Below are 26483 nucleotides of genomic sequence, written 5' to 3'. Positions count from 1 at the left end.
GAAATAATAAACTAAATATTCATACCAAACGCGTTGCAAATCATGTAGTTTTGCAATGCGTTTTTTTATACCCTATGTTGAAAGAGAAGAAGAAAGATATCAGAGCTTTAACTAAAGATCAGTTAAGAGACTTTTTTGTAGAAAATGGCGATAAGGCTTTTAGAGGTAACCAGATATATGAATGGTTATGGAAAAAAGGCGCTCATTCTTTTGACGCGATGACTAATCTTTCTAAAGAAACCAGAGCCTTCCTAGAAGAGCATTTTACCATCAATCATATCAAGGTGGATGACATGCAAAGAAGTAAAGATGGCACTATAAAAAATGCTGTGAAGCTACACGACGGCTTAACCGTGGAGTCGGTATTGATCCCAACAGACACTAGAACTACTGCCTGTGTTTCTTCCCAAGTAGGCTGTAGCTTAAATTGTGCCTTTTGTGCTACTGCGAGACTAAAACGCATGCGTAATTTGCAACCTGATGAGATATATGATCAAGTCATTGCTATAGATCAACAAAGTAGGTTGTATCACAACATTCCTTTATCAAATATAGTTTTCATGGGAATGGGAGAGCCTTTGATGAATTACAATAATGTACTAAAGTCCATCGAGAAAATAACCAGTGAAGATGGGTTAGGAATGTCTCCTAAACGTATCACCCTTTCTACAAGTGGTGTTCCTAAAATGATGATGAAGCTGGCTGACGATGGTCCTAAGTTCAATCTAGCGCTATCCTTACACAGTGCTATAGATGAAAAAAGAACTAAAATCATGCCTTTTAATGAGCAGTTCCCACTTGCTGATATCAAGGAAGCATTGAAGTACTGGTATGAAAAAACAGGAACTAGGGTTACTTATGAATATGTGGTTTGGAAAGGCATCAACGATACCGAAGAAGATGTACACGAGCTCATAAAATTCTGTAAGGTGATTCCATGTAAAGTAAATATCATTGAGTACAACTCCATAGATGATGACAGGTTTGAACAAGCCAGTAGCAAAGCCATTGATATGTATAAAACCCTCTTAGAACGCAACCGCATCGTAGTTAACGTAAGGCGTAGTAGAGGTAAAGATATAGACGCTGCTTGTGGCCAATTAGCAAATAAACAGTAGCTTATTAAAATATAAAAGCTGGAACTATTCTTATCTAAAGAACGCTTCCAGCTTGTTTGTTTACTGGGGGTATTTTAAAGTCCTAATGCTGTAACACCTGGGTAATTTTTCTCATAACTTCTAGATTTAAATCCCGAAGAATCTATTTCCAAAACACCATCAACTGCTATCCTCGCATCAAACTCCCAAAGCACTTCATTTTCATAATTTACTTCTCTGATAATATCTCCAGAGTTGCTGGTTATCAACGTATTTCCAGATGATAATCTTTGTACTCCTGAAGTTCTAGGGGAATAAATAGCTTCGGCAGAGTAACTCCATATAGGAGCCGCAGGACTATTTCCTGTAGCTGGTATGGGATCGTAAACCCCATCTGCGCTCACAGGGATGCTAATTTCTTTAATCGTAGAGAAATTTGCACCGTCTTGATTGTCAAAAACTAAAAAAGTACCTCGAGATAAGCTGTTAGATCCTACAAAGGTCGCATCATGTTGCTCATGTAATTGTTGGTCAAGGCTTGTTCCAGAATTGTAAGATTCCGGATTTCCCCATCTATAAAGAATTTCTCCACCTTTGTTATACCTTCCGCCAGTATTAGAAGCAGCCTCAGCAGTTGTTAAATTGTGATCTATGATGATAAATTCGTCGAGGACTCTACTGTTTAAAATAATTTGATCTAAGGAAGGGATGTAGTCCAAGCCATTGACATGAGTGTAATTATCTCCTTCTGAGGATTGATTAATGTCAAATAAGCTTCCATTACTTGCGTCTCCAAAATTGAGTTGGGAAGCATCAAAATCCTGTACCAAATGATCCCATAACGACCATTCCCAAACAATGTTTGCTTGATCCGTGCCTACGGGTTCTATTTCTATGACTTTATCGATGACCAGTCGGTCTGCTATTATAGAACTGGGGTCTCTACCATTTGCAATACAGCTCGCTCGATCTTTAACCACCCATACGGAAGCTAAAATATTCCCGTTAGGCATTAAAGCGATATCGTGATGTAAGGCTTCGGTACTACTGTCTAAAGTCCATTTCCAAAGTTGATTGTTGTTTTTATCAATGATTTCAATAGCTCCAGTTTTTCCACCTATAGTAATGCCGTTATCTACACCGGTAACGACAGAACGTACTACAGCGCCATCTTCTCTTAAATACCCCATTAAGGTAGATTCCGCACTGGACCAACGATGTAATATATTCCCTGCTCGATTTATTAAAAAAGTAGAATTACCTCTAAAGGGAGATATTAAAACATAATCGTCTGTTAATCTGTCCGAATCAAATACAGTGATGTTAGGTGTGGTTTGCACAACAGGTGCAGGAATCACTACATCATCATCATTTTTACAAGAATACAGCATTACGCAACACAATAGTAAAACAAGAACGTTAGTATAGGCGCCAGAGATTTTAAAGGGTAACAATTGGATCATTTTTCAGTTTGGTATTTAAGGCATTTGATTTACAATATTAAGGAATAGTTAATAGAATTTTACATTTCAATTCTATTCTTCCTTTAACTTAGCCTTTGGAGTAATGATTTATAAATGCATACCACACCTTTAAGCAGGCGAATACCATCTTTTTTAGGAGGTTTTTAAAGGTTTCTTAGCTATTGAATTTCAAAGCATTGTTCACATTTTTTAACATAACTTTTAGGAGTAAGCTCTTTATTTTATTATTTTTACAGTAAAATCCAAAACAATGAAAAAAACACTACTCTTAATTGGAGCGTTTGCTGTTAGTCTGATCTCTTCTGGTCAGGTGTTACAACAAGAAACATTTGACAATCTTACCTTGGGTAATGTCGGAACAGCCTTTGACGGTTCAACAGCAGGTCAAGCTAGTTTTCTTACCTTTGCAAGTAATGGCGCCGCAACTTCTACTACCACTACAACTACCAATGCAGGTAATAGCAATTTTATTATAGCTTCTGCCGCAGGTGCTGCAAATCAAACTGTTGACATAACTGGACCTAACGGTAATGAAGGTGGTAGGTTTTTATGGCAAGCAGGTTTAGATACAAGTTGGACAGCAAGAACTGCTGGTAATGATGTAATTGATATTGAATATACCTTTAATACGGGACCTGTAACTACAAGTAGAACTAGAGTAGGTATGACTCTATATGATTCTGCATTTAACCCTATAGTAGGTTATTTTTATTCCACAGACACTGGGATACTAACAGGTCAGGCTAGGTTAAATAACGGTGGTAGTATTGGTAACTTTAATATCAATTTTGCTACAGGAGGATTATCTTTAATGGCAAACACAACCTATTCATTAGGTATGTCTTACAATGTTGTAACTGGTGAAGTGTTATGGAAGTTAGATCCTACTGCAGGTAATATTAGTGTTAATTCTGCAGTTTATTTATCAGGTTTAGTTCCTATTGAATTAAATTTCGTAGTAACCGCAGCTCCATTTAGTGCAACTGCAACTCCACCAACAACTCCTAATGCACTTGCTGCAACTACATCATTTTTTGATTTTAAAGCAGAGGCAGTAGTTACTAGCGATTTATTAACTACTAGTGAAGAGTTATTAAATGATGTTAGTGTAAGAGTATATCCTAACCCAACTACAGATATCCTTAATATTACTAGTGATACTCAACCATTCACGGCTGTAGATATCGTTGATCTTAATGGAAGGTTGATCAAATCACTTGAGGTAGATGCTAACAACGTAACTACTAATGTTCAGGAGTTGAAACCAGGACTTTATATTTTGAACATTTCCAATAAGGAAGGAACTATCTCTAGAAAGTTTATCAAGGAATAAGTTCATACGAATCCTATAAATTAACAATTTTAAAAGGTAGCCTTTTTTTAAGGCTACCTTTTTTATTTGGCCGATTGCATTTGTATGTAATTGTTAACTTAAGTCTAAATGTTAAGTTACAGTACAAGGATTGCATTTTGACTATCATTATATTTGCAGCTTATGAAAATTGTGGAGCAAATTAAGGAGCCTATAGCTCATGAAATGGAACTTTTTGAAAAGAAGTTTCACCTTTCCATGGCCTCTCGTATCGCATTGCTCAATCGCATTACTCATTTTATAGTCAACCGTAAAGGAAAGCAAATGCGTCCCATGTTTGTTTTTCTAGTGGCAAAAATGGTAGGCAAAGGACAGGTAAATGAGCGCACCTATCGCGGAGCATCTGTTATTGAATTAATTCATACTGCTACCTTAGTTCACGATGATGTGGTGGATGATAGCTTAAAACGCAGGGGGTTCTTCTCGGTAAATGCGTTATGGAAAAATAAAATCGCTGTTTTGGTAGGTGATTATTTACTCTCTAAAGGGTTATTGCTCAGCATTGATAATAAAGACTTCGATTTGTTGCAAATTATAAGTGTCGCCGTACGTGAGATGAGTGAAGGAGAATTGCTACAAATAGAAAAAGCGAGAAGATTAGATATCACCGAAGAGGTGTATTACGACATTATAGGTAAAAAAACAGCTACTTTAATTGCTGCCTGTTGCAGTCTGGGCGCTTGCTCTGTTGCTCCAGATAGTGAGGATGTAGAGAAAATGCGCAAATTTGGAGCGCTTATAGGGGTTGCCTTTCAAATCAAGGACGACCTTTTTGATTATGGCAACCAGCGTATAGGGAAGCCTACAGGTATTGATATTAAGGAGCAAAAAATGACCTTACCACTTATTCATTGCCTGCAAACAGCCACTCCAAAAAATAAAAAATGGTTGATCAACTCTGTTAAAAAACACAATCGAGATAAAGTAAGAGTACGCCAAGTGATTGATTATGTAAAAGACAATGGAGGACTGGATTATGCTATCACGGCAATGTACCGGTACAAGCAAGAAGCATTGAAGATATTAAACACCTACCCACATTCGGTATATAAAGAGTCGCTTTTGAAGATGGTGGATTACGTGATCGACCGCAAAAAGTAAGGAATTCTATTCTCTCATAAAAAGTCACATTCCGCTGTCGGATATCCATTTTGTTGCGATTAAAACAAGTTTTAAATAAAAAAGCAACATTTCTATAGGCGGGCGTAGTTGGTATTTATTCCGCTTTCGCGAAAGCGGAACATTTATAAAAACATCTTCTGCCAGCAACTGCTCTGATACTCAATAAAAAACTACCTTTGCAAACGCAAAAAACGCATCATGAGTATAGTAGCAATTGTAGGAAGACCTAATGTAGGGAAGTCAACTCTTTTTAATCGAATGATTCAAAGAAGAGAGGCGATTACCGATTCTGTAAGTGGGGTCACCAGAGACCGACACTATGGAAGAAGTGACTGGAATGGGAAAGAATTTTCTCTGATCGATACCGGTGGTTATGTGATAGGTAGTGAAGACGTTTTTGAAACCGAAATCGATCACCAAGTAGAACTGGCCATAGATGAAGCAGATGCCATTCTTTTTATGGTCAATGCAGAAGATGGCATCACCCCTATGGATGAAGATGTTGCTAAGTTATTGCGAAAAGTGACCAAGCCTGTTTTTCTAGTGGTGAATAAAGTAGATAACAACCAGAGAGAGCAGGATGCTTATGAGTTTTACAACTTAGGTCTAGGCGAGTATTACTCGATTTCTAGTATGAATGGAAGTGGTACTGGAGACTTACTTGATGACCTAGTAAAAATACTGCCAGAAACCGAAGAGGAAGTAAGAGATGATTTACCGCGATTTGCTGTAGTAGGAAGACCTAACGCTGGTAAGAGCTCTTTTATCAATGCCTTGATAGGTGAAAACAGGTATATAGTAACCGATATTGCAGGTACGACTCGGGATTCTATAGACACCAAGTACAATCGTTTTGGCTTTGATTTTAACTTGGTGGATACCGCTGGAATTAGAAGAAAAAAGAAAGTACGTGAAGATTTGGAGTTTTACAGTGTGATGCGCAGCGTAAGAGCTATTGAACATTGTGATGTGTGTATCGTTATGCTAGATGCCACAAGAGGTTTTGACGGACAGGTACAAAATATATTTTGGCTGGCAGAGCGCAACAGAAAAGGTATTGTGGTACTGGTGAATAAATGGGACCTGGTAGATAAGGAGACCAATACGGCTAAGGAGTACGAAGAGAAGATCAGAAAGGAAATGGAGCCGTTTACCGATGTGCCTATTGTCTTTATTTCAGTACTGAATAAACAACGTATACATAAAGCTATAGAAACGGCAGTTACGGTTTATAACAACCGAACTAAAAAAATAAAAACCAGCCAGCTTAATGAGCTATTGCTTCCATTAATAGAGAAGTATCCCCCGCCTTCCTTAAAAGGGAAGTTTGTAAAAATTAAGTTCATTACACAATTGCCTACGCCACAGCCGCAGTTTGCCTTCTTCTGTAACTTACCTCAATACGTAAGAGATAGTTATAAAAGATACCTAGAGAATCAACTTAGAAAGCATTTTGATTTTAACGGTGTGCCCATCAGCGTTTATATGAGAAAGAAATAATCAGTTTTGAGATTATTCTAAAAAAGCATCTTGTTATAGATGCTTTTTTATACCATTTTTTTAAGCAGGTAACTACTCGATCAGTTGTTTTCTTAACAAAGTGTTAAGAGGCTCCTAGCCATAAAATTTTACTAATATTATTACGTTCTCCCTAGGTTAATTAATACCAACCTATCAAACTAATCTTCATGAGGTTATTTCTTGTTGCCATTTTTGTGATGCTGTGTACTTTTTCATTACAAGCTCAACAGTTTCATATTAAAGGAGTAGTGCAAGACTCTATTTCTCAAGAAACTCTATTAAGCGCTACGATTTATTTAGAAAGCATCCAAGATTCTACCTTAATCACCTATTCGATCACCGATGCTTCAGGCGTTTTTAATCTAAAGGGAAACACGGATTTTGAAGAAGTTTCTTTTATCGCTTCTTTTCAGGGATATAAAAATTACACAAAAACTATAAACCTAAAAGAGGGTCGTGATCTAGATTTAGGAATTATAAGTTTGAGTAACGATATAGAGTCTTTGAGTAGTATCGTTGTAAAGGCTCGTAAAGCACCTATTACTGTTAAAAAAGATACTCTTGAATTTAATGCCAAGTCCTTTAATACAAAAGCAGATGCTACCTTGGAAGACGTTATGAAAGAATTGCCCGGAGTGGAAGTGGATAAAGACGGCAAGATTACCGTAAATGGTAAAGAGGTTTCTAAGATTCTAGTGAATGGAAAAGAGTTTTTTGGCGATGATCCTCAAATAGCACTTAAAAACTTACCTAAAGAAATCATTGATAAAATTCAAGTAACCGAGTCAAAAACCGATACTCAAAAGGCCACTGGGGAAGCCGGTGATGCAAATGCAAGCGAAATCAATATCACTATTGATGAAGACAAAAATAAAGGTTGGTTTTCCAGACTTACCGCAGGTGGTGGAACTGATGATCGATATTCCATGAGCGGAATAGCCAACTACTTCAACAATGATTTTAAATTAAGTGTTTTAGGAAGTAGCAATAATATCAATAGTCCAGGTTTTTCATTTGATGAAATCTACGACGCTATGGGAAGCAGCGCTTACTCTATTTCTAGAAACAGCAATGGAAGTTTTGGTATCAACGGACAAAATTTTGGAGGTAGCGGTGGTATTACTTCTAGTGATAGTGCAGGCTTAAACATTTCTAACGATTGGGGCAAAACCTTAAGCGCATCTGTAAATTATTTTTATGGAGGTAATGAAACAGTGTCAGCTTCTGATAGTCGCAGACAAACATTTCTTCCTGATAGAATCTTTATCACAGAAGACTCTAATCGAGGCAATAGAACTGGAGACAGTCATAGAATAAGTGGTCGTATAGAAGTAAAGCCAGACACACTTACTACTTTTAATATCAGGCCTAACATTAACTTTTCTACTAACTTTGATGACAACACAAGCAGTTCTGCCTCAAGTGATGAAAGTGGCGCTGCTATAAACGAGGTGAGTACTTCCAGTACATCAGATTCTGACAACCAGTCATTGGCAGCTAATTTTTATTTCTCTAGGCGAACACTAGAAAAAGGAACCTATTTTGGCTTTTATGGGAATGTAACTAAAAATAAAAATAACTCTCAAAGCGATTTTAATAGTACACGTACCACCTTTGATGATATGGGTAATCCAGAAACTCCGGTGATTCAAGATCAGTTGATCAATAACAATACAGAAAGAAATAACCTTTCATTTACTCCTTACGTCACTAAAAAATTAACAGACGCATTAGGGCTTTCCATCAATTACAATGTAGAAAGCGGTAATGAAGAAAACAAGAGAAGTATTTTTGATCGGGATGCCTCTGGAAGTATAGTCCTTAATACGACTTTAAGTAATGACTATGAAGTTAAAAACACCCAGCAAATACCTAGCTTAGGCTTGCGTTATAATAAAGGTGATTTAAGAATGGATTTAAGCGCAGGAATTATACATCAAACTTTAGAAAGTGAAGATGTGCTGCTGAATACAAGTTTTGATAAAGAATTTACAGATCCCTATATAAGAGCTTATTTAAATTATAAATTCGGGAAATTCGGTAGGATGTATGTTAATTACAGTAATAGCATCAATATTCCTAGGGTGAGACAATTACAACCGGTGGAAGATAGAACCAATCCACAAAATATAGTCATAGGTAATCCAGATTTAGATGCCAGCCAGCGACATAACCTTTATTTTAATTTAAGTAATTATGACTGGGAGAAAGGATCAGGATTTTATTCTGGTGGAGGTTTTACATACACAGATAATAGTGTAGCGGCAATTACTGATACAGATGAAGATTTGATAAGAACCACGACTTACACAAATATAGATGGTGAATACAACGGTTATCTATACGCCAGCTTTGCTAAAACATGGAAAAAAGACGATAGAGAAATAGGTTTTGATTTTGGGATAAATGGAAACTTATCCTTAAACAAAGGTTTTACAAACGAGCTTGCGTTTCAGTCAGAAAGCTATGTTTTTTCTCCAGAGCTCACCTTTGAATATTCATTAAAAGATTATGTTGATGTAGAGCTAGGTTATGAAATTAGTGCTAACAGAACTCAATTTGACGTTACTAATATTAAAAATCAGGAGTTTGTCAATCATCGAGCGGCAATAGATATTACTACTTTCTGGCCAGAACATGTGATTCTTGGAATAAGAGGAGAGTACAATAAATTTGGGAACATAACTGGTGATTTTGATGATGACTCCTTTGTTTTGATAGGTAGTCTGGGATACAAATTTGCTAAGGATAAAGCAACCATAAAACTCAAGGCTTATGATATCTTAAATCAAATTATTGATACCAGACGCTCTGTAAATCAAGATTTTGTGGCAGATACCAGTAGTCTTGTGCTTCAACAATATTTCATGCTTAGTTTTACCTATAAGTTTTCAAAATTTGGTGGTAAAGACCCTAATAATAACGATAACGGGTTTTAATACATCAAGCTGGAAAAGAATCTCGCTTTCGCGAAAGCGGAACAACATCAAGTACCTTTAGAACAATACTTCTCTTTCCATAATTACGCAGCTACGGTTGGAAAGATTTTCACACTCTTTGTGATGAATTTTGGCCTTATTAAAAGTCTTCCAGTCTTTTTAGTGTAAAAGAGTTCAAAGTAAAAAAGAAAAGGAGGAGAAGCAACCAGCTCTTGTAAATTTAAAGCGACTCCAAGAGTTTTATGTAAGATATTTAAAAAGAATAATATGCATTTATGTACAGTTCAACTCATTCATAATCCTTAAATTGCAGCACTTTTCAAATACGTTATACTGAACGCAACACCCATCATAAGAGTATTGATTCCTGCTTATAATGAAGCCGAATCCATACCTCTGGTCATTAAAGACATACCGTCTATAGTGACAGAGGTCATTGTTTGCAGCAATAATTCTAACGACGATACCGTGATTAATGCCCGTGATGCCGGAGCAACGGTGGTAGAAGAGGCAACCCCAGGATATGGAAATGCCTGTCTAAAAGGAATGGAATATGTGGCAGCTTTAACTAGTCCTACCGATATTATCGTTTTTTTAGACGGAGATTACAGTGATTATCCTGAGCAACTTACCCAGTTAGTAGTACCTATTGTAGAAGATAACTTGGATTTTGTATTAGGGGCTCGAGTAAAGAAATGGAGAGAAAAGGGATCCATGACCATTCCTCAGATTTTTGGTAATGGGCTAGCTACTACCCTGATGCGGTTTTTTTTTAAGTCTACATTTACAGATTTAGGCCCTTTTAGAGCCATTAAATACGATCAACTTCTGGAGCTGGAAATGCAAGACCGCACTTATGGATGGACCGTAGAGATGCAGTTAAAGGTGTTAAAAAAGGGAATGAGGTACGGAGAAGTGCCTATGAAGTACCGAAATCGAATAGGTGTTTCAAAGGTTTCAGGCACAATGAAAGGTGCTATATTTGCAGGCGTTAAGATATTGATATGGATTTTCAAATACGGTTTTAAAAAATGATATTAGTTTGGATTTGTATCGTCGTTTATTCTATAGCGCTTCTACTGATTTTGTTCTATGCATTTGCGCAACTCAATCTGTTGCTCAATTATGTTAAGGCTCAAAAATTAGTAGATCAATCTCCTCAATTGGATTTGAGCAACCCAGAAGAAATTCCTTACGTGACCATACAATTGCCTGTTTTTAATGAGGCTTATGTTATGGAGCGACTTTTAGACAATATTTCTCTTATCGATTACCCTAGAGAAAAGTTAGAAATTCAGGTACTTGATGACTCTACCGACGAAACCGTAGAGACAACCGCCGCTCATGTAAAAAGATTGGCAGCAACGGGGCTGGACATGGTACACATTACAAGAATTGATCGCAGCGGCTTTAAAGCTGGGGCACTGAAAGAAGGTCTTAAAATAGCAAAAGGAGAGCTTATAGCAATTTTTGATGCCGATTTCCTTCCAAATGCCGATTGGTTGTATAACACCCTGCCTTACTTTAAGGATCCAGAAATAGGGGTAGTACAAACCAGATGGGCACATCTTAACCGAGATTATTCCATACTGACACAAATACAAGCATTTGCCTTAGACGCTCATTTTACCTTAGAACAAGTAGGGCGTAATTCTAAAGGCCACTTCATCAACTTTAATGGAACAGCAGGAGTATGGCGCAAAGAGACCATCTACGATGCGGGTAATTGGGAAGGAGATACCTTGACAGAAGACTTGGATTTAAGTTATCGAGCACAATTAAAAAAATGGAAGTTCAAGTATTTAGAGCACGTTACTACTCCAGCAGAGCTTCCTATCATTATTAGCGCTGCACGTTCACAACAGTTCCGTTGGAATAAAGGTGGTGCAGAGAATTTTAGAAAGATGTTTAAAAGAGTGATCTTTTCAGACATGTCCTTTCGTTCCAAAATTCATGGAATACTACATTTGTTAAACAGTACAATGTTTCTAAATGTGTTGATCGTTGCTTTATTGAGCGTTCCTATGCTCTATATAAAAAATGAATACGGCCATTTGCGTGAGTATTTTATTGTGATGAGTTTCTTTGTGATCAGCACCATTATCTTTTTTGTGTGTTACTGGTATATGTATAAGAAAACCTACGGGGGCGGATTCCAAAACTTTATATCCTATATAGGTATGTTTTTTACGTTCTTTTCTATTGCGATGGGTTTTTCCTTTCATAATTCTGTCGCAGTATTAGAAGGTCATTTAGGCAAGCGAAGTGAGTTTGTAAGAACGCCTAAATTCAACCTAAAAGCCATGGGTGGCAACTGGAAAACAAATAAGTATGTACTTAAAAAAGTCAATCCTAATGTTATTATTGAAGGCATCCTCATGCTTTATTTTGCATTTGGTATGTACTCTGCCTTTGTGGTAGGTGATCAAGGGGGTGATTTTGGACTGTTTCCTTTTCATTTAATGCTTTTTATTGGTTTTGGATTCGTCTTTATACGCAGTATTACGGATAAGCAGTAATGAAACAAAAGCTCGGTAATATTTTTGGTATTATCAGCATCATTAGTGCGGTTCTTTACGCTGTCTTTTTCTCGCTTTCGCGAAAGCAATTCACAGAAACACTCTTCGTCTATAGCTTCCTTTTCCTATGTTTATATGCATGTTATAAAGTGAGCAAGCAGGCTTTTCAAATGAATTATCGACTCTTATCCAAGAAATGGACGGGTAGGTTTTTTAACTCTGATGTGTTGGTGTTGGTTCTTGCAGTTGGAGTTATGTGTAGGTTACTGCTGCTTACTTATACGCCCAATCTTTCACAAGACTTCTTTAGATTTATATGGGATGGAAGGCAATTGCTAGAAGGCTACAATCCCTATTTGTACCTGCCTGATGAGGTGATGAGGTCAGATACGTCTATTCCTAATGCAGCATACTTACATGCAAATATGGGGGAGTTGTCCAGTGGTCATTATACTAATTACCCGCCACTGAATCAGTTATTCTTTGCGGCAGCTGCTTTTTTAGGAGGTAAAAGTGTCTTTGCTACGATGCTGTGGATGCGGGTCTTTATTATCATAGCAGATGTTGGTATTTTTTTCTATGGAATAAAACTATTGAAACTTTTAGGTAAATCGCCTTATTTGATCCTCTTATATTTTCTGAATCCTTTTGTGGTTATTGAGCTGACAGGGAATTTGCATTTTGATGGCATGGTGGCTTTTTTATTGCTTTTGTCGGTGTATTATTTGTTGAAATCACAACAAATTAAAACGGCTTTGTTTCTGGCTTATGGGGTGCTGTTAAAGCTGACGCCGCTTATCGTACTGCCCTTATTGTTTAGAAAGCTAGACTGGAAGAGGGCCAGCTTCCTTTACCTAGCGGTAGGTGCCATTGTCCTTATAGGCTTCCTTCCTTTTTACAGCAATGACTTAATAGAAAAGTATTCTGCTTCTGTAGCGTTGTGGTTTGGAAATTTTGAATTCAACGCCAGTGTTTTTTATGTGATAAGAGCTATAGGTTATGAGTTTACCGGGTATAATGTGATCGAGACGGCAGGTGTCCTACTGCCTATGATTACGTTCTTATCGGTCTTGTTCATAGCATTGAAGCGAAAAAATGAAATTCCAGAAGTGCTGTTGAGCAGCATCGTATTCTCATTTTTCATTTACCTACTCCTGTCCACGACTGTGCATCCTTGGTACCTCACCATTCCATTGCTGTTTTCTATTTTTACCAGGTACCGATTTATGCTCGTGTGGAGTTTTGTGGTTTTTCTAAGTTATTACACTTATTCCAATAGTCAATTTACAGAGAATTTAGTAGTAGTGGGATTAGAATATGCAGTTGTTGGCGCTGTGTTTTTATGGGAGATTCTATATTTCAAGAAAAATAACCTCCAAAAAAAACTTAAAAGCGTTTAAAACAGGATGTTGACATCTTTGTCATAAGAATGACGTAAACAAGTCAATACTTAAATTTGAAGGTAAATAGTCATCCTTATTAGATTGGTTCCAAACAAATCAAAAACCAAAACTATGAATCCTATTGGAAGTAAAATTAAAGAGATACGTCTTAAAAAAGGTATGTCTCAAGAGGAGTTAGCTGAGAAGTCTCAGGTAAGTCTTCGCACCATACAGCGCATAGAAAATAACGAGAATGAACCTCGAGGGAAGACCATGCAATTGATTTGCGAGTCCTTAGGAATTCCTATTGAAGAGCTGTTAGACTATGATAAAAAGGAAGACCTACAGTTCCTGATGTTTTTTCATTTGTCGGTGCTAGCAGGAATATTTATCCCAATTGGGAATATCATTTTACCCCTAGTTTTGTGGTTGACTAAAAAGGATAAAATTCAAGGCCTACAAAAGGTAGGAGCTAGGTTATTGAATTTTCAGATTATATTTCAGGCAGTTGGGTTTATAATCTTTATGGCGGCGGTTGTTTTTAAAATAATGCATAAAGGTAATTTTATAAGCTCATATGGTCTTGAAATCGTATTTCTCTTAGCTTCTTTGAATGGAATTGCGGCTATCATATTAGCTGTAGCAAACCGTCGAGGCAAACAAATCACTTACCCTAGTGTCATTCCTATGATTCAATAAAAAAGGCTTTCTATATGTTAGACATTTAGAAAACCTTTTGTTTTTTTAGTAAGCTTGTTTACTTTTTAATCACTTCATAAAGATCCGTCCTGCGGTCTTTGATGTTTTTTACTGCGCCATAATTGTGTAGCTCTTTTAATAGATCAAGATCCACATCGGCTACGAGAATCATCTCGGTATTTGCGGTAGCTTCAGCTTTGACACCGTTGGAAGGAAAAGCAAAATCACAGGGGGTGAATACCGCACTTTGCGCATAAGAAATATCCATGTTTTCTACTGCTGGAAGATTGCCTACGCTTCCTGCGATCGCCACATAACATTCATTTTCAACAGCACGAGCTTGAGAGCACAGACGCACCCTGGCGTACGCATTCTGTGTATCGGTAAGAAAGGGTACAAAAAGTATTTGCAAGCCTTCTTGAGCCATAATACGGCTTAGCTCGGGAAATTCACTGTCGTAACAAATTAAAACCCCTATAGTGCCACAATCGGTGTCAAAGGTTTGTATGTTATTCCCTCCTTGAAGTCCCCATACTTTTTGCTCATCTGGCGTTACGTGGATTTTCTCATAACGTTCGATAGTTCCGTCGCGGCGGCATAGGTTTCCGGTGTTGAACAACTGGCCATCAACAATCTCAGGCATAGAACCAGTGATGATGTTGATGTTGTATTTGATTGATAATTCAGAAAAGCGATTTCTGATCATTTCAGTGTACTTCGCCAGTTCTCTAATAGATTGACTCACGCTCAAGTTGTTATAGGCGGCCATTAAAGGCGCGTTAAAATACTCTGGAAATAACGCAAAATCAGATCTATAAGCAGCAACAGCATCTACAAAATACTCTACTTGTTGCATGAGCTCTTCAAAACCAGGATATGGACGCATTTGCCATTGAATCAATCCCAGTCGCACCGTGCTTTTTAAGGCACTGGTTTTAGTGATAGGCTTGGTGTAGTAAATATTATCCCATTCCAGAAGTACGGCATACTCCTTGGAAGCGGCATCTCCATCCAAGTAGTTTTTGAGTACGCGAGATACATGAAAATCATTAGACAATTGGAAGTTTAAAACAGAGTCCAAAATCTCCTTATTGCGCACTTTTTCAATGTACTCCTTGGGAGTCATCTCACTAGCATGATTGTGATAGTTGGGTATTCTACCGCCAAAAGCGATGCCTCTTAAATTTAAATTTTCACACAGTTCTTTGCGGTAGTCGTACAAACGGCGTCCTAGTCGCATCCCTCGATATTGAGGTTTTATAAAGACTTCAATTCCATAGAGAACATCACCTTCATCATCATGGGTTGTAAATTTATAATTCCCGGTAACTTGCTCGTAGGTATACTGCCCACTGAAGTCTTCATACTTTACCACAATACTCAGTGCGCAAGCAACGATTTCTTCATTTACCTTGAGTACGACTTGACCTTCCGGAAACTTTTCTACTAAGGTTTTTATTTGCTCCTCTTTCCAGTAGGAATCTGGCAGATTGCTATAAGAATCGATCATCGCATGTTTCAGCTCTTCATAATCTTTAAGTTGTAAAAACTCCAGATTCAAATTATCAATTTTACTCACGTCAAAGTCACTCATAGTTTTTTGTTATTTCTCAATATACTGCGTTTTCTAAATGTTTAAGTTGGAGATTTCGTTAAATTTTTATTCTAAAAAACCTGTAAGCCACTTTACTTAAAGCAACTTACAGGTTTTGATTGGTGTTTCGCTTTCGCGAAAGCAATTTTTTTATTTACACTGTGTTAACCGCAATTAGCATTATAGAATTCTATAGTTCTTTAAGATCAGACTTTTTTAAATATCTCCCTTCTAGTTTGGTTATCAGTCTGGGCAAGATTCAAAATATGCAGCACCTGCCATCCTACTTCCATTATTTTGAGTCACTGTTCTACCTTACTGACTAAGGGCGCTTACAACTACATTTCTAACAAATAGGCAAATATCAAAGGCGCTACAATAGTGGCATCGCTTTCTACAATAAATTTAGGGGTGTCTTGGTCTAATTTTCCCCAGGTAATTTTTTCATTGGGAACGGCTCCAGAATAACTCCCATAACTAGTTGTAGAATCTGATATCTGACAGAAGTAGCTCCAAAACGGTGTGTCGGTGCGCTCCATATCTTGATACAACATAGGCACGACGCAAATTGGGAAATCTCCTGCTATTCCTCCACCTATCTGGAAAAACCCTATTCCTTTTTGAGAGTTGTCGGTATACCAATCTGCAAGAAAAGTCATGTATTCAATACCACTTTTTACGGTGCTTGCTTTTAGTTCTCCCTTGAGCACGTAGCTCGCAAAGATATTGCCCATAGTACTGTCTTCCCATCCTGGAACTACGATAGGTAAATTAGCTTTTGCCGCTGCATACATCCATGAATTCTCAATAGGAATTTCATAGTACTGTTCTAAAACACCGCTAAGCAATAATTTATACATGTATTCATGCGGGAAATAACGCTCACCCTTTGCCTCGGCATCTTTCCATATCTTAACAATATGTTCTTGTAATCTTCTAAAGGCTTCTTCTTCTGGTATGCATGTATCGGTGACTCGATTAAGTCCTTTTTCAAGTAACTCCCACTCATCTTGTGGTGTTAAATCCCTGTAATTAGGCACTCTTTTATAGTGACTGTGTGCTACTAGATTCATCAAGTCTTCCTCAAGGTTAGCTCCAGTACAAGAAATGATATGTACTTTATCACGGCGTATCATCTCGCCAAAAATCTTGCCTATTTCGGCAGTACTCATAGCTCCAGCTAGGGAAACCAGCATTTTTGATCCTTGATGTAGTTGCGCATCATAACCTTTGGCAGCATCTACTAGAGCAGCGCTGTTAAAGTGTAAAAAGTATTTTTCTATAAAATCTGTTATTGGTTTTGCCATGTTTTTTTTGAAGACTAATCTTCGATATTTTTCATTTTTTTTAATCCTGCTTTTGCAAAAGTATTGTCAGAGTCATATCCATCTTCTCCTGCAAGAGCGATATTTTTAAATTTATAACTCAGCATTTTATAATACAATTTTGCTGCAAGAAAGTCAGACGATTTATCGGCTGGATTGGGGCATAATTCTACGATGTCAAAACCTACCACGTTTTTTTCTGTAAAAACCATTTTCAAGAAATCTAGTGTTTCGTACCAAAACATTCCTCCAGGCTCTGGTGTTCCAGTAGAGGGGCATATGGAGGGGTCAAATGCGTCCAGATCTATAGTAATAAAAACATTTTCGGTCAGTGCTTCTGTAGCTTTTTCTGGCCAGTAGTCGTCTTGAAGCATTTCGTGACTGTAAAAAATCTTTTCTTCATCATTTACACCTACTTCTATACTGTCCATAGATCGGATACCTACTTGAACGAGATTGGTGGTTTGACTTGCTTCATATACCGCGCAAGCGTGGTTGCACCTACTGCCTTCGTATTCTTTTCTCAAGTCGGCATGAGCATCGATTTGAAGTACACTCAAATTTTCATACATTTCATTAAAGGCACGAATACTACCTATAGAAACGGAGTGTTCTCCACCAAAAAGAGTAACAAATTTATTTTTCTTGATGTACTTTTTTGTGTCAGCATGCACGGCAGCTACCATCGCCTCTGGAGAACTGTTTTCGGTAACAGCATCGGCTAGAAAAATGCCGTGATGATACACTTCTGTATCGGTTTCAATATCGTACAATTCCATGTTAGCACTAGCGTCTAAAAATGCCTGAGGACCTTTATCGGCTCCTTTTTGCCAGGTACTAGTTCCATCATAAGGAACTGGAATTAAAACAATAGATGCACTATCTAATCCGGCATTTTCATCTGGGATTCCTGCATAATTTGAATTGCTCATGTGGTGAAGTTAAGAGGTTGTTTTAAAAGTTGCGTTTTTTTAGTATTTATTTCAACAATTATACATAAAATACTTTGAAGAGGTGGTGACTAGACCGAGTTGCTGTCTTCCTGCCGTATGTTTTAATTGACTTTTCCATCCCTTCCATAGTTTTGATTTCTATTGCGTTTTTAATAGCCTAAAATACCTAGCATTTGCTCTGAAGTTTGTTGTTCCTTAAAAACCCGAGTTTGAATCTCTCCATCTGTATCTCGCTGTATTAAAATATGCTTAGGTGCCGGAATCAGGCAGTGTTGTATGCCTCCAAAACCACCTATGCTTTCTTGATAAGCTCCTGTATTAAAAAAGCCTATGTATAAAGGGTTTTCTTTATGGTATTTAGGCAAGTAAATGGCGTTTACATTTTGCTCGCTATTGTAGTAATCATCACTATCACATGTTAACCCCCCTAGTAAAACACGCTCGTATTCCTCATTCCAACGGTTGAGTGCAAGCATAATAAAACGCTTATTAATTGCCCAAGAGTCTGGTAAGGTTGTAATAAAAGAGCTATTGATCATGTTCCACTTCTCCCGATCATTTTGTTGTTTTTGATACAATACTTTATAAATCGCTCCACCGCTTTCCCCAACCGTAAAGGATCCAAATTCTGTAAAAATATGCGGTACATTCACTCCTGCTTCATCGCAAACTTGTTTGATCTGACCAACAATTTCATCGATGATGTACTCGTAGTCAAAATCAAAAACTAAGGAGTTTTTAATAGGAAAACCTCCACCTATATTTAAACTGTCCAGAGAAGGACATATTTTTTTAAGACTGATGTACACCTTCAGGCATTTATGCAATTCGTTCCAGTAATACGCATTATCCCTGATTCCTGTATTGATGAAAAAGTGCAGCATTTTCAGCCGTACTTGATCATTGGATTCTATTTGGGTTTTATAAAAACTAAGAATATTCTTATAGCCTATTCCTAGCCTGCTGGTGTAAAATTCAAATTTAGGTTCTTCTTCACTCGCGATGCGTATCCCACAATGGAATTTTTTCTTGGTAGCATCAGTCAACAGCGTTAATTCTTCATAGTTGTCTATGATAGGAATACAATTTTGACCAGAGTCAATTAAGTTTGCGATGTTTTCTATGTATTGGTCTCGTTTAAAACCATTACAAATAACAAAGGTATTTTTATGGATTTTACCTTCTTCTCTTAACTTGTTAACGATATTGATATCAAAAGCACTAGAAGTTTCAATATGAATGTCATTGGATAAAGCCTCATCCAGTACATGTTTAAAATGCGAGCTTTTGGTGCAATAACAGTAATGGTATTTTGCCTGGTAGTCCGCTTTCGCGAAAGCTGAATTGAACCAGCCCTTTGCTCGATTTATATTATCTGAAATTTTTGGTAAATAAGTGAATTTTAAGGGTGACCCGTATTGCTCAACAAGAGCCATAAGGTCAATACCGTGAAACTGCAGTTGCCCATCTTGTAGTTCAAACTCTTCCGTCGGGAAGTAATAAGTCTGATCGATGAGATCTATGTATTTTGTATTCAAATTACAAATTAATTTATATGCTAAGGCAGCGGTGCCTACCCACAAAATTGCTTAAATGTAAATCAGTATTTGTTAACGAGATGTTAATTTTTTTATCGAATCATTTTCAAATTAATCACCTCTTGATCGGTCAATCTGCGATAATGACCACGTGGTAAATCTTTTTTAGTAAGCCCGCCTAATACCACTCTATCAAGAACTTTTATTTCATATCCTACAGATTCAAATACACGTTGCACGATGTTGTCCTTCCCGCTGTGAATTTCAATTCCAACCTCATTATTTTTACCATTCTCTACGTAGTTGATTTCTTTAATCTCCACTTCTTCACGGTCAAGGAGAATACCATTACGCAATTTCATTAAATCTTCGTGTTTAAAACTGCGATCTAAAGCAACTTGGTAGATTTTGCGTAACTTTTGTTTAGGGTTGTTCAGTTTGTTAGCAAGTTCTAGATCACTAGTGAACAACATTACCCCTAAGGAAGTTCTTCCAAGGCGCCCTACAAAATGTAGGCTATTGGGACTAGCGTTTTCCATGAGGTCCAGGACGGTTCTTGTAGAGCCTTCTCCTTTACGCGGAGAATTAAATCCTTTAGGCTTATTGAGAATAAAATATTCTTTTTTTGTAGCCTGTATAGGCCGGTCATCAAAACGCACTTCATCTCCAGGCATCACTTGGTAGCCCATTTCGATAACAGGTTTTCCATTGACACTTACACTACCTGCTTTGATGTAAATATCGGCATCACGACGGCTGCAAAGACCGGAGTTGGCAATGTATTTGTTAAGCCTAGTACCAGCTTTGTCTGTCTTTCTTTTGGTAAAACTTTCTGACTTTTTACGGTCGATGTATTCTTTTTTGGTAACAGGATTACCTGAACGAGAAGTTCCAACTACTTGATTTTTACCTCCACGAGTAGTAGGACGGTCATTAGAATCTTTGCTGCGAGAAGAAGCCCCCCCTTTGTTGTCAAATGATTGATCATTACGCCTGTCATTGTTTTTTGAAGCACCAGCGCTTTTGCCATCACGGCGGCCGCTACCTTTACCTTTTGATCCTTCGTTACCTTTACTCATCCTGTGAATTTTTTTGCAAAGATAGCCTTTTAGTTATTTGAAAATCAAGTTGTTTTTTAATTTAAAATCTACTTGATTAGTACTTATAAAGCCATTTGTCATGTGTTTTTTTTTACTAAAATTAAAAGTACAACCAGTAATTTCATACATGGCATTACTCAAGTGCTTCTTACTCGAGGTCAATAAAAGGCAACTATCAAAAGCATCTGGACCTAACCAAAAGAAGGCCTTGGGTGTTTTAAGAAGATCTCTGACCTATATTCCAGTTCTTATAGCCTCTACTGGATCAAGTCGTGCAGCTATAATAGCCGGAATTATGCCTGCCAAAAGGCCGATTATTGCACTCACACTAGTTCCTAGAATCACGTTGGAAGAAGATAGAATAAAAGTAAAATCTTCTACGAAGGTATTTGCAATTAACGCGGCAATCCAGACAAAGAGCAGTCCAAATAGTCCTCCAAATAAAGCAAGGATGATGGATTCAAATAAAAATTGAGAAAGGATGAACCTTCTTTTTGCCCCTAAAGATTTTTGAATCCCGATCAAGTTCGTTCGCTCCTTGACACTTACAAACATGATGTTGGCAATCCCAAAACCACCTACCAACATTGAAAAACCAGAAATGATAACTCCAATAATGGTTAATACGGAAGTTATTTGATCAATTAAATCAGCAAGTCCTTTGATGGGGTTGATAAAAAAGTTGGATAGTTCATCTTGTCTTAAACCCCTGTAAACTCTCATTTTTTGTTCTAATACAGCGTTAAATTCTTCTGTGTCAACTCCTTTTTTAGGTTTTAAGATTATTGCGGGCAATCTAAATTTGTTGTTGTCCCCATAAATTTTTCTAACAAAACTAACAGGCACGTATGCACTACCATCTTTAGACGGTCCTATATTAAAACCCTGGCCTACTTTTTCTAGAACTCCAATAACGGTAAATTTATTTCCATAAAGCCTTAACCTTTTTCCTATAGGATCGGAAGTTCCAAAAAGACTTGTTGCCACCTCGCTACCTAATACGACCACCGGGCTGCCATTGTTAGATTCGGCGCCATTAAAAAAGCGACCTTCTTTTAATTTTAAATTATCAATGTCGTAATAACTGTCTGTCCCCGGTACAATACTCACTCCTGTGGCTGTTTTATCCTCAAATTTTATGTTTTCTGGACCAGAAAAAACAGTGTAGGTCATGACATCGATGTCTCCCATACTGCGCTCCAGCATCTGGAACTCGTCATAGGTAACTTTTGGAAAACTCTCGTATTGGTATGGTTCTAACTCGGTAGGGCCAAAAGACTGACTGGTTAAATAAATAGTAGAAATATCTAAAGAACTCAGACCCTCACTTATCTCGTTTTCTAAAGAATCAATGGCCGCTAGAACACCTATGATAGAAAAAATACCTATAGTAACCCCTAAAAGGGACAGAAAAGTACGCAGCAAATTGGTGCGTAACGCATTAATGGCAAAAAAGAAACTTTCCTTTAAAACTCTAAGATAAATGAGCATGTACTGGGTTTAGATTTTCGGCTTATTAAAAATACGCTTTTTCATTGGACACCTAAGAAGCTTATTTGTTACAGATAAGAAAGTTTTTATTCCCTTTGGTCAAGGAACCAAATTTTTAAAAAAAAAGTCTTTTTTCTCTTAACAACGGAAAGCAGCACCTCAAAGATTTTCTAAAAACATTTCCTATCTTATCTTTGACCTTTAAATACGGTTGACCATTGGAAGAGAATTTTAAGCTTATAAGTCAGGTAGAATTAAAGGAATCGCTAGCTACAACATGGCAAGCGCCTTCTAATATTGCTTTGGTAAAATATTGGGGAAAGTACGGGATGCAACTACCAGCAAATCCTTCTATTAGTTTTACCCTCAACGCTTGTCGCACCATTACTAGTGTAAAAGCTACCAAAGGAGAGCCGGGCTTTAACATCAGTTATGACGGGATGCCAAAGCCTGATTTTGCATCAAAAATCAAGGCCTACTTGGAGCGTGTTGTTGATTATTGTCCATGGGTACGCAATTATTATTTTGATATCGATACCCACAATACGTTTCCGCATAGTTCTGGGATAGCTAGTAGTGCGAGTAGTATGGCCGCTTTAAGTGCCTGCATTATGGACTTTGAAAGCGAGCTTACGGGCACTGCGCTGGATTATCATAAAATGTCGTTTTTATCTCGTTTAGGTTCTGGAAGCGCTTGCCGCAGTATTCAAGGAGCAGCTGTTTTATGGGGTGCACATAAAGATACCGCAAACAGTTCTAATTTTTATGGAGTAGATCAAACCCAGTTGTTGCATCCTGTCTTTCAGGACTTTCAGGACACCATTTTGCTGGTGGATAAAGGCGAGAAAGTAGTCAGCTCTAGCGTTGGTCACGACTTGATGAATGATCACGCTTTCGCGAAAGCGAGGTTTGAACAAGCTCAAAAGAATTTAACTACTATAAAGAAGGCATTACAAGAAGGGGATTTAGATACTTTTATCAAGATTACGGAAAGTGAGGCATTGACCCTACACGCCATGATGATGACTTCACACCCTTATTTTATATTGATGAAGCCGCACACCTTGTCGATTATTGATGAAATTTGGGCTTTTAGAAAAGAAACAAAAATTCCTGTTTGTTTTACACTGGATGCCGGCGCAAATGTGCATATGTTATTTCCTAGTGCATATAAAATGGAGCTCGATGAGCTGATGAACAACAAATTAGCGTCCTATTGTCAAAACTCTCACTATATTTGTGATGAAATTGGTACAGGAGCAAAAAAATGCTAACTTAGTCATATGAAAGGACCATTATTTTATTCCAAAATTCTACTCTTTGGCGAGTACGGTATTATTAAAGATTCCAAAGGCCTTTCCATTCCTTATAATTTTTATAAAGGAGCCTTGAAGATTAGTGAAGAATTAACTGATGCTTCAGCACAGTCGAATAAGAATTTAGACCGCCTAGCCACTCATATACAATATCTTCAGGATACTGATAAGGATTTCCCTCAGTTTGATATTCTAAGTCTTAAAAGTGATGTGAATGCCGGGATGTATTTTGACTCCAGCATTCCTCAAGGTTATGGAGTAGGAAGCAGTGGCGCTTTAGTTGCCGCGATTTATGACAAATATGCCATTGATAAAATTACGGTTTTAGAGAACCTAACTAGAGAAAAATTACTGATTTTAAAAGATGTTTTTGGAAAAATAGAGAGTTTCTTTCATGGAAAAAGCTCAGGTTTAGATCCACTAAACTCTTATTTAAGTCTGCCTATACTGATCAATTCCCAACAAGACATAGAACCTGCTGGAATTCCATCCCAACTAGCGACAGGAAGAGGGGCTGTTTTTCTATTAGATTCGGGAATAGTTGGAGAAACGGCACCTATGGTGAATATTTTTATGGAAAATATGAAGCAAGAAGGGTTCCGTTCTATGTTAAAAGATAAGTTTGTTAAATATACAGATAGGTGTGTAGAAGACTTTTTGTCTGGTGATGTAAATAGACTTTTTGGGAACGTAAAGAACCTATCACATATCGTTCTAGATAATTTCAAACCTATGATTCCTGCTCAATTTCATGAATTGTGGAAGCAAGGGCTCGACTCAGGGGATTACTATTTAAAACTTTGCGGTTCTGGTGGTGGAGGCTATATCTTAGGCTTTACAGAAGATCTAGAAAAGGCCAAAAAAACTTTAGAAGATTACCAACTAGAAGTGGTGTATTCTTTTTAAAAAATAAAGATTCCTACAATAACGCCCAGCTGAAAAGTTGGGCGTTTTTTGTTATTGGATTTCCCTTACTGATTTATTCAAATAACTAGTAAATTCGCTGATGGAATCAGCCTTTTAATTGAGGGTTGATTCCTTTTATATGCTCTTCTAGATAACGGTGGAGGCGTTCTTCACTGATTTGATCCATTCCCATAATAGCTTCTGCCCTTAAGAATGAAACCAGATCGATGTTTTTTAAATAATCCTGATAACGCTTTCGCGAAAGCGGGGCATAGCTATAATGCCATGGCTCATATTTAAAACCAGTGCGCCGATCGTTATCGGTATAGACCAGTTCAAAGCCGTAATTGGAAGCCTGTTGTTCCATCCATTCTTTGAGTTTACAAAAAGGACCAGTACCATGAAAATTTGAAGGGACTAATACATCACCGCTGTAGCTTGCATGTGCATCAATTATGTCGATATCCGTTCCCCAATGATGTCTAGAGGTGCCAGGGATGGTGCTGTATTCTACGATTTTATCAAAAATCGCTTCTGGTTCAAGTCCTTGCAGTTCGTATTTTTTATACTTGCTATTCCATAGTTGTTTTTGTCGAGTAAAACTCCGGTAACCAGATACCACCTTGAGTTGAATGCCTTCTTTTGCCGCCGCAGTTTTCATTAGATCCAACGCCGCTTGAGCTTCTTTCTCTAATAGACGACTAGGGTTAGGGCTTTGTCCAGTGAGTTCTTTAGGATCTTTTTGTGAAGCTGCAATTATTGTTACAATCAGCACCAGCCCGATGAATCGCATCATAATACTTTTATCATTTTAAAGTGATCTCCTACGTTAGGAATGACAAATACGCCGCTAGCAATTTTATAGCCCATTTTTTCATAAAAAGGCACTGCCACAATACGAGCATGGAACCAAATCGCTCGAATATTTTTTTCTTTGAGTAATTGTTCTGCTTTTTTGAGTAATTTCTTCCCCACTCCCTTTTCTTGCATGCTTTCTAAAACCGCCATACCTCTTAGCTGGTAGCATTGGTGTAGTTGAAACGCTGCAATTTTTTCAAGGTGCACATCTTTATTCATTAAACAAGTGATCACACCTATTATTTTATCCTTCTCAAAAGCGCCTAGATGAAATGTGGTCCCCAATTCATCTCCAGAGAAATGGCAGTCCTCTAATGGTCTTCCATTTCTAAGAACTGGATGCCTTACAGGAAAAGTTTCTCTTGCGGTGACTGTTTGTATGTCAATCATTTTTACTTAATTTGAATTATTGAGGTAGGTTTTTCTACTGATTTCATAGCGTCTGGCCGCTTTTCTACCCTCCCATAAAAATCGATATTCTAAATGCATTCCTAGCTTTTCTGCTACTGCTTGCGAGCCATAATTGAGTTCATGAACATGAGCTACTATTTTATCCAATCCGTGGTCCTGAAAGCCATGCCTTAACACTTCAACCCCAGCCTCTGTTGCATAGCCTTTGTTCCAATATTTTTTTAGGAAGCGGTACCCTATGTCCACAAAAGCTTCTTCTTGATGTTTCTTTAATCCGGACCAACCTAAAAAGGCCTCATCCTCTTTTCTGATTACGGCCTTTCTTCCCATACCGTATAATACACAAGGTCCCTGCGTATTTGTAACATAATCAACTGCAAATTTTCTTGCGGCCTCTAGGTTTTTAAACGCATGGTCTCCCGTGTATCGCATCACTTCTTCGTCGCTATTGAGGTCAAAAAGAAAAGGAGCGTCTTCCTCTTGAAAAGGCCTTAGATACAAACGTTTTGTTTCTAATATCATGCGCTAAACCTATTCCAATAGTCATTTTTGTCAAAAAGAACTTCAGCAAACAGGTAAAGCGGATGTATTTTTCGGCCTTTTTCTTTTGCAAAATGGCAACTTTCTCTTACTAGTGCCGTTTTTAAGCCTTTTCCTTCCTGCTTAGGGTCTGCTTCAGTATAATTTATAGTCATGGCATTGACCTTTAAAAAGAAAGTCAAGGCTGCTGAGATTTTGTTTTCTTTTAGGTAGAAAATACCTTTAGAGTCGTTTTCGTTATGTGGAATAGGTGCCATAATATTCGGGTTTCTAATAAATGATGCAGTATCAATCAAGCCTAAAGATAATGGGTTAA

Annotated in this window: 22 protein-coding genes; 11 read left to right on the top strand and 11 right to left on the bottom strand. The window is 37.5% G+C overall.

Annotated features, from left to right (window positions below):
• The first annotated feature begins 77 nt into the window (after nt 1-77).
• Nucleotides 78-1118: a 23S rRNA (adenine(2503)-C(2))-methyltransferase RlmN gene (gene rlmN, locus KG732_RS02275; RefSeq protein WP_213521220.1), complete on the top strand. Its 1041-nt coding sequence runs from the start codon at nt 78-80 to the stop codon at nt 1116-1118.
• A gap of 74 nt (nt 1119-1192) precedes the next feature.
• On the opposite strand, the gene KG732_RS02270 is transcribed toward rlmN, so the two are convergent.
• Nucleotides 1193-2560, bottom strand: coding sequence for an aryl-sulfate sulfotransferase (locus KG732_RS02270; protein ID WP_213520763.1), 1368 nt, complete (start codon nt 2558-2560; stop codon nt 1193-1195).
• 271 nt (nt 2561-2831) lie between these two features.
• Between KG732_RS02270 and KG732_RS02265 the strand changes: the two genes are divergently transcribed.
• The 8 genes from KG732_RS02265 to KG732_RS02230 all read left to right on the top strand — a co-directional run bounded on the left by KG732_RS02265 (nt 2832) and on the right by KG732_RS02230 (nt 14135).
• Entirely contained in the window at nt 2832-3914 is a 1083-nt protein-coding gene (locus KG732_RS02265) for a T9SS type A sorting domain-containing protein (protein ID WP_213520762.1), read from the top strand.
• Nucleotides 3915-4076: 162 nt separating this feature from the next.
• Nucleotides 4077-5054: a polyprenyl synthetase family protein gene (locus KG732_RS02260; RefSeq protein ID WP_213520761.1), complete on the top strand. Its 978-nt coding sequence runs from the start codon at nt 4077-4079 to the stop codon at nt 5052-5054.
• 216 nt (nt 5055-5270) lie between these two features.
• Nucleotides 5271-6575 (top strand): ribosome biogenesis GTPase Der, encoded by a 1305-nt coding sequence (der, locus tag KG732_RS02255; protein ID WP_213521218.1) that lies wholly within the window; start codon nt 5271-5273, stop codon nt 6573-6575.
• Between the two features lie 188 nt (nt 6576-6763).
• Nucleotides 6764-9535 carry an outer membrane beta-barrel protein gene (locus tag KG732_RS02250; RefSeq protein ID WP_213520760.1) on the top strand — a complete coding sequence of 924 codons (2772 nt, stop codon included), beginning with the start codon at nt 6764-6766 and terminating at the stop codon, nt 9533-9535.
• Nucleotides 9536-9895: 360 nt separating this feature from the next.
• Nucleotides 9896-10570, top strand: a complete 675-nt coding sequence (locus KG732_RS02245) for a glycosyltransferase family 2 protein (protein ID WP_300980274.1) — start codon at nt 9896-9898, stop codon at nt 10568-10570.
• Nucleotides 10567-12054 carry a cellulose synthase family protein gene (locus tag KG732_RS02240; protein WP_213520759.1) on the top strand — a complete coding sequence of 496 codons (1488 nt, stop codon included), beginning with the start codon at nt 10567-10569 and terminating at the stop codon, nt 12052-12054. Before KG732_RS02245 ends, KG732_RS02240 begins: the two co-directional genes overlap by 4 nt.
• Entirely contained in the window at nt 12054-13454 is a 1401-nt protein-coding gene (locus KG732_RS02235) for a glycosyltransferase 87 family protein (RefSeq protein ID WP_213520758.1), read from the top strand. The genes KG732_RS02240 and KG732_RS02235 overlap by 1 nt, the downstream gene beginning before the upstream one ends.
• Before the next feature lie 114 nt (nt 13455-13568).
• Complete coding sequence (locus tag KG732_RS02230) at nt 13569-14135, top strand: helix-turn-helix domain-containing protein (protein ID WP_213520757.1); 567 nt, start codon at nt 13569-13571, stop codon at nt 14133-14135.
• Between the two features lie 58 nt (nt 14136-14193).
• On the opposite strand, the gene KG732_RS02225 is transcribed toward KG732_RS02230, so the two are convergent.
• From KG732_RS02225 to KG732_RS02200, 6 genes are all read right to left on the bottom strand, one after another.
• A complete protein-coding gene (locus tag KG732_RS02225) occupies nt 14194-15729 on the bottom strand; it encodes a bifunctional GNAT family N-acetyltransferase/carbon-nitrogen hydrolase family protein (RefSeq protein ID WP_213520756.1) in 1536 nt (511 codons plus the stop codon).
• 338 nt (nt 15730-16067) lie between these two features.
• Nucleotides 16068-17036, bottom strand: a complete 969-nt coding sequence (locus tag KG732_RS02220) for a deoxyhypusine synthase family protein (protein ID WP_213520755.1) — start codon at nt 17034-17036, stop codon at nt 16068-16070.
• 14 nt (nt 17037-17050) lie between these two features.
• Nucleotides 17051-17986 (bottom strand): agmatinase, encoded by a 936-nt coding sequence (gene speB, locus KG732_RS02215; RefSeq protein ID WP_213520754.1) that lies wholly within the window; start codon nt 17984-17986, stop codon nt 17051-17053.
• Nucleotides 17987-18156: 170 nt separating this feature from the next.
• Nucleotides 18157-19545 (bottom strand): arginine decarboxylase, encoded by a 1389-nt coding sequence (locus KG732_RS02210; RefSeq protein WP_213520753.1) that lies wholly within the window; start codon nt 19543-19545, stop codon nt 18157-18159.
• 92 nt (nt 19546-19637) lie between these two features.
• Nucleotides 19638-20624, bottom strand: a complete 987-nt coding sequence (locus tag KG732_RS02205) for a pseudouridine synthase (protein WP_213520752.1) — start codon at nt 20622-20624, stop codon at nt 19638-19640.
• 255 nt (nt 20625-20879) lie between these two features.
• Nucleotides 20880-22136, bottom strand: a complete 1257-nt coding sequence (locus KG732_RS02200; RefSeq protein WP_213520751.1) for an ABC transporter permease — start codon at nt 22134-22136, stop codon at nt 20880-20882.
• A gap of 218 nt (nt 22137-22354) precedes the next feature.
• On the opposite strand from KG732_RS02200, the gene KG732_RS02195 reads away from it, so the two are divergent.
• Nucleotides 22355-23410, top strand: coding sequence for a diphosphomevalonate/mevalonate 3,5-bisphosphate decarboxylase family protein (locus KG732_RS02195; RefSeq protein ID WP_213520750.1), 1056 nt, complete (start codon nt 22355-22357; stop codon nt 23408-23410).
• A 9-nt stretch (nt 23411-23419) separates the two neighbouring features.
• On the top strand, nt 23420-24358 hold the full coding sequence (locus KG732_RS02190; protein ID WP_213520749.1) for a mevalonate kinase: 939 nt from the start codon (nt 23420-23422) through the stop codon (nt 24356-24358).
• 106 nt (nt 24359-24464) lie between these two features.
• On the opposite strand, the gene KG732_RS02185 is transcribed toward KG732_RS02190, so the two are convergent.
• Genes KG732_RS02185 through KG732_RS02170 form a run of 4 tightly spaced genes read right to left on the bottom strand, consistent with a single transcriptional unit; the run spans nt 24465 to nt 26424 of the window.
• Nucleotides 24465-25154, bottom strand: a complete 690-nt coding sequence (locus KG732_RS02185) for a M15 family metallopeptidase (protein ID WP_300980273.1) — start codon at nt 25152-25154, stop codon at nt 24465-24467.
• Entirely contained in the window at nt 25151-25606 is a 456-nt protein-coding gene (locus KG732_RS02180) for a GNAT family N-acetyltransferase (protein WP_213520748.1), read from the bottom strand. Before KG732_RS02180 ends, KG732_RS02185 begins: the two co-directional genes overlap by 4 nt.
• Nucleotides 25607-25612: 6 nt before the next feature.
• A complete protein-coding gene (locus KG732_RS02175) occupies nt 25613-26149 on the bottom strand; it encodes a GNAT family N-acetyltransferase (RefSeq protein WP_213520747.1) in 537 nt (178 codons plus the stop codon).
• Nucleotides 26146-26424 carry an N-acetyltransferase gene (locus tag KG732_RS02170; protein ID WP_213520746.1) on the bottom strand — a complete coding sequence of 93 codons (279 nt, stop codon included), beginning with the start codon at nt 26422-26424 and terminating at the stop codon, nt 26146-26148. The genes KG732_RS02175 and KG732_RS02170 overlap by 4 nt, the downstream gene beginning before the upstream one ends.
• Nucleotides 26425-26483: the final 59 nt, after the last annotated feature.

The organism is Nonlabens sp., assembly GCF_018401815.1.
Lineage (GTDB): Bacteria > Bacteroidota > Bacteroidia > Flavobacteriales > Flavobacteriaceae > Nonlabens.
The sequence above is the reverse complement of the archived record's forward strand: the minus strand, read 5'-3'. Positions and strand labels throughout refer to the sequence as shown.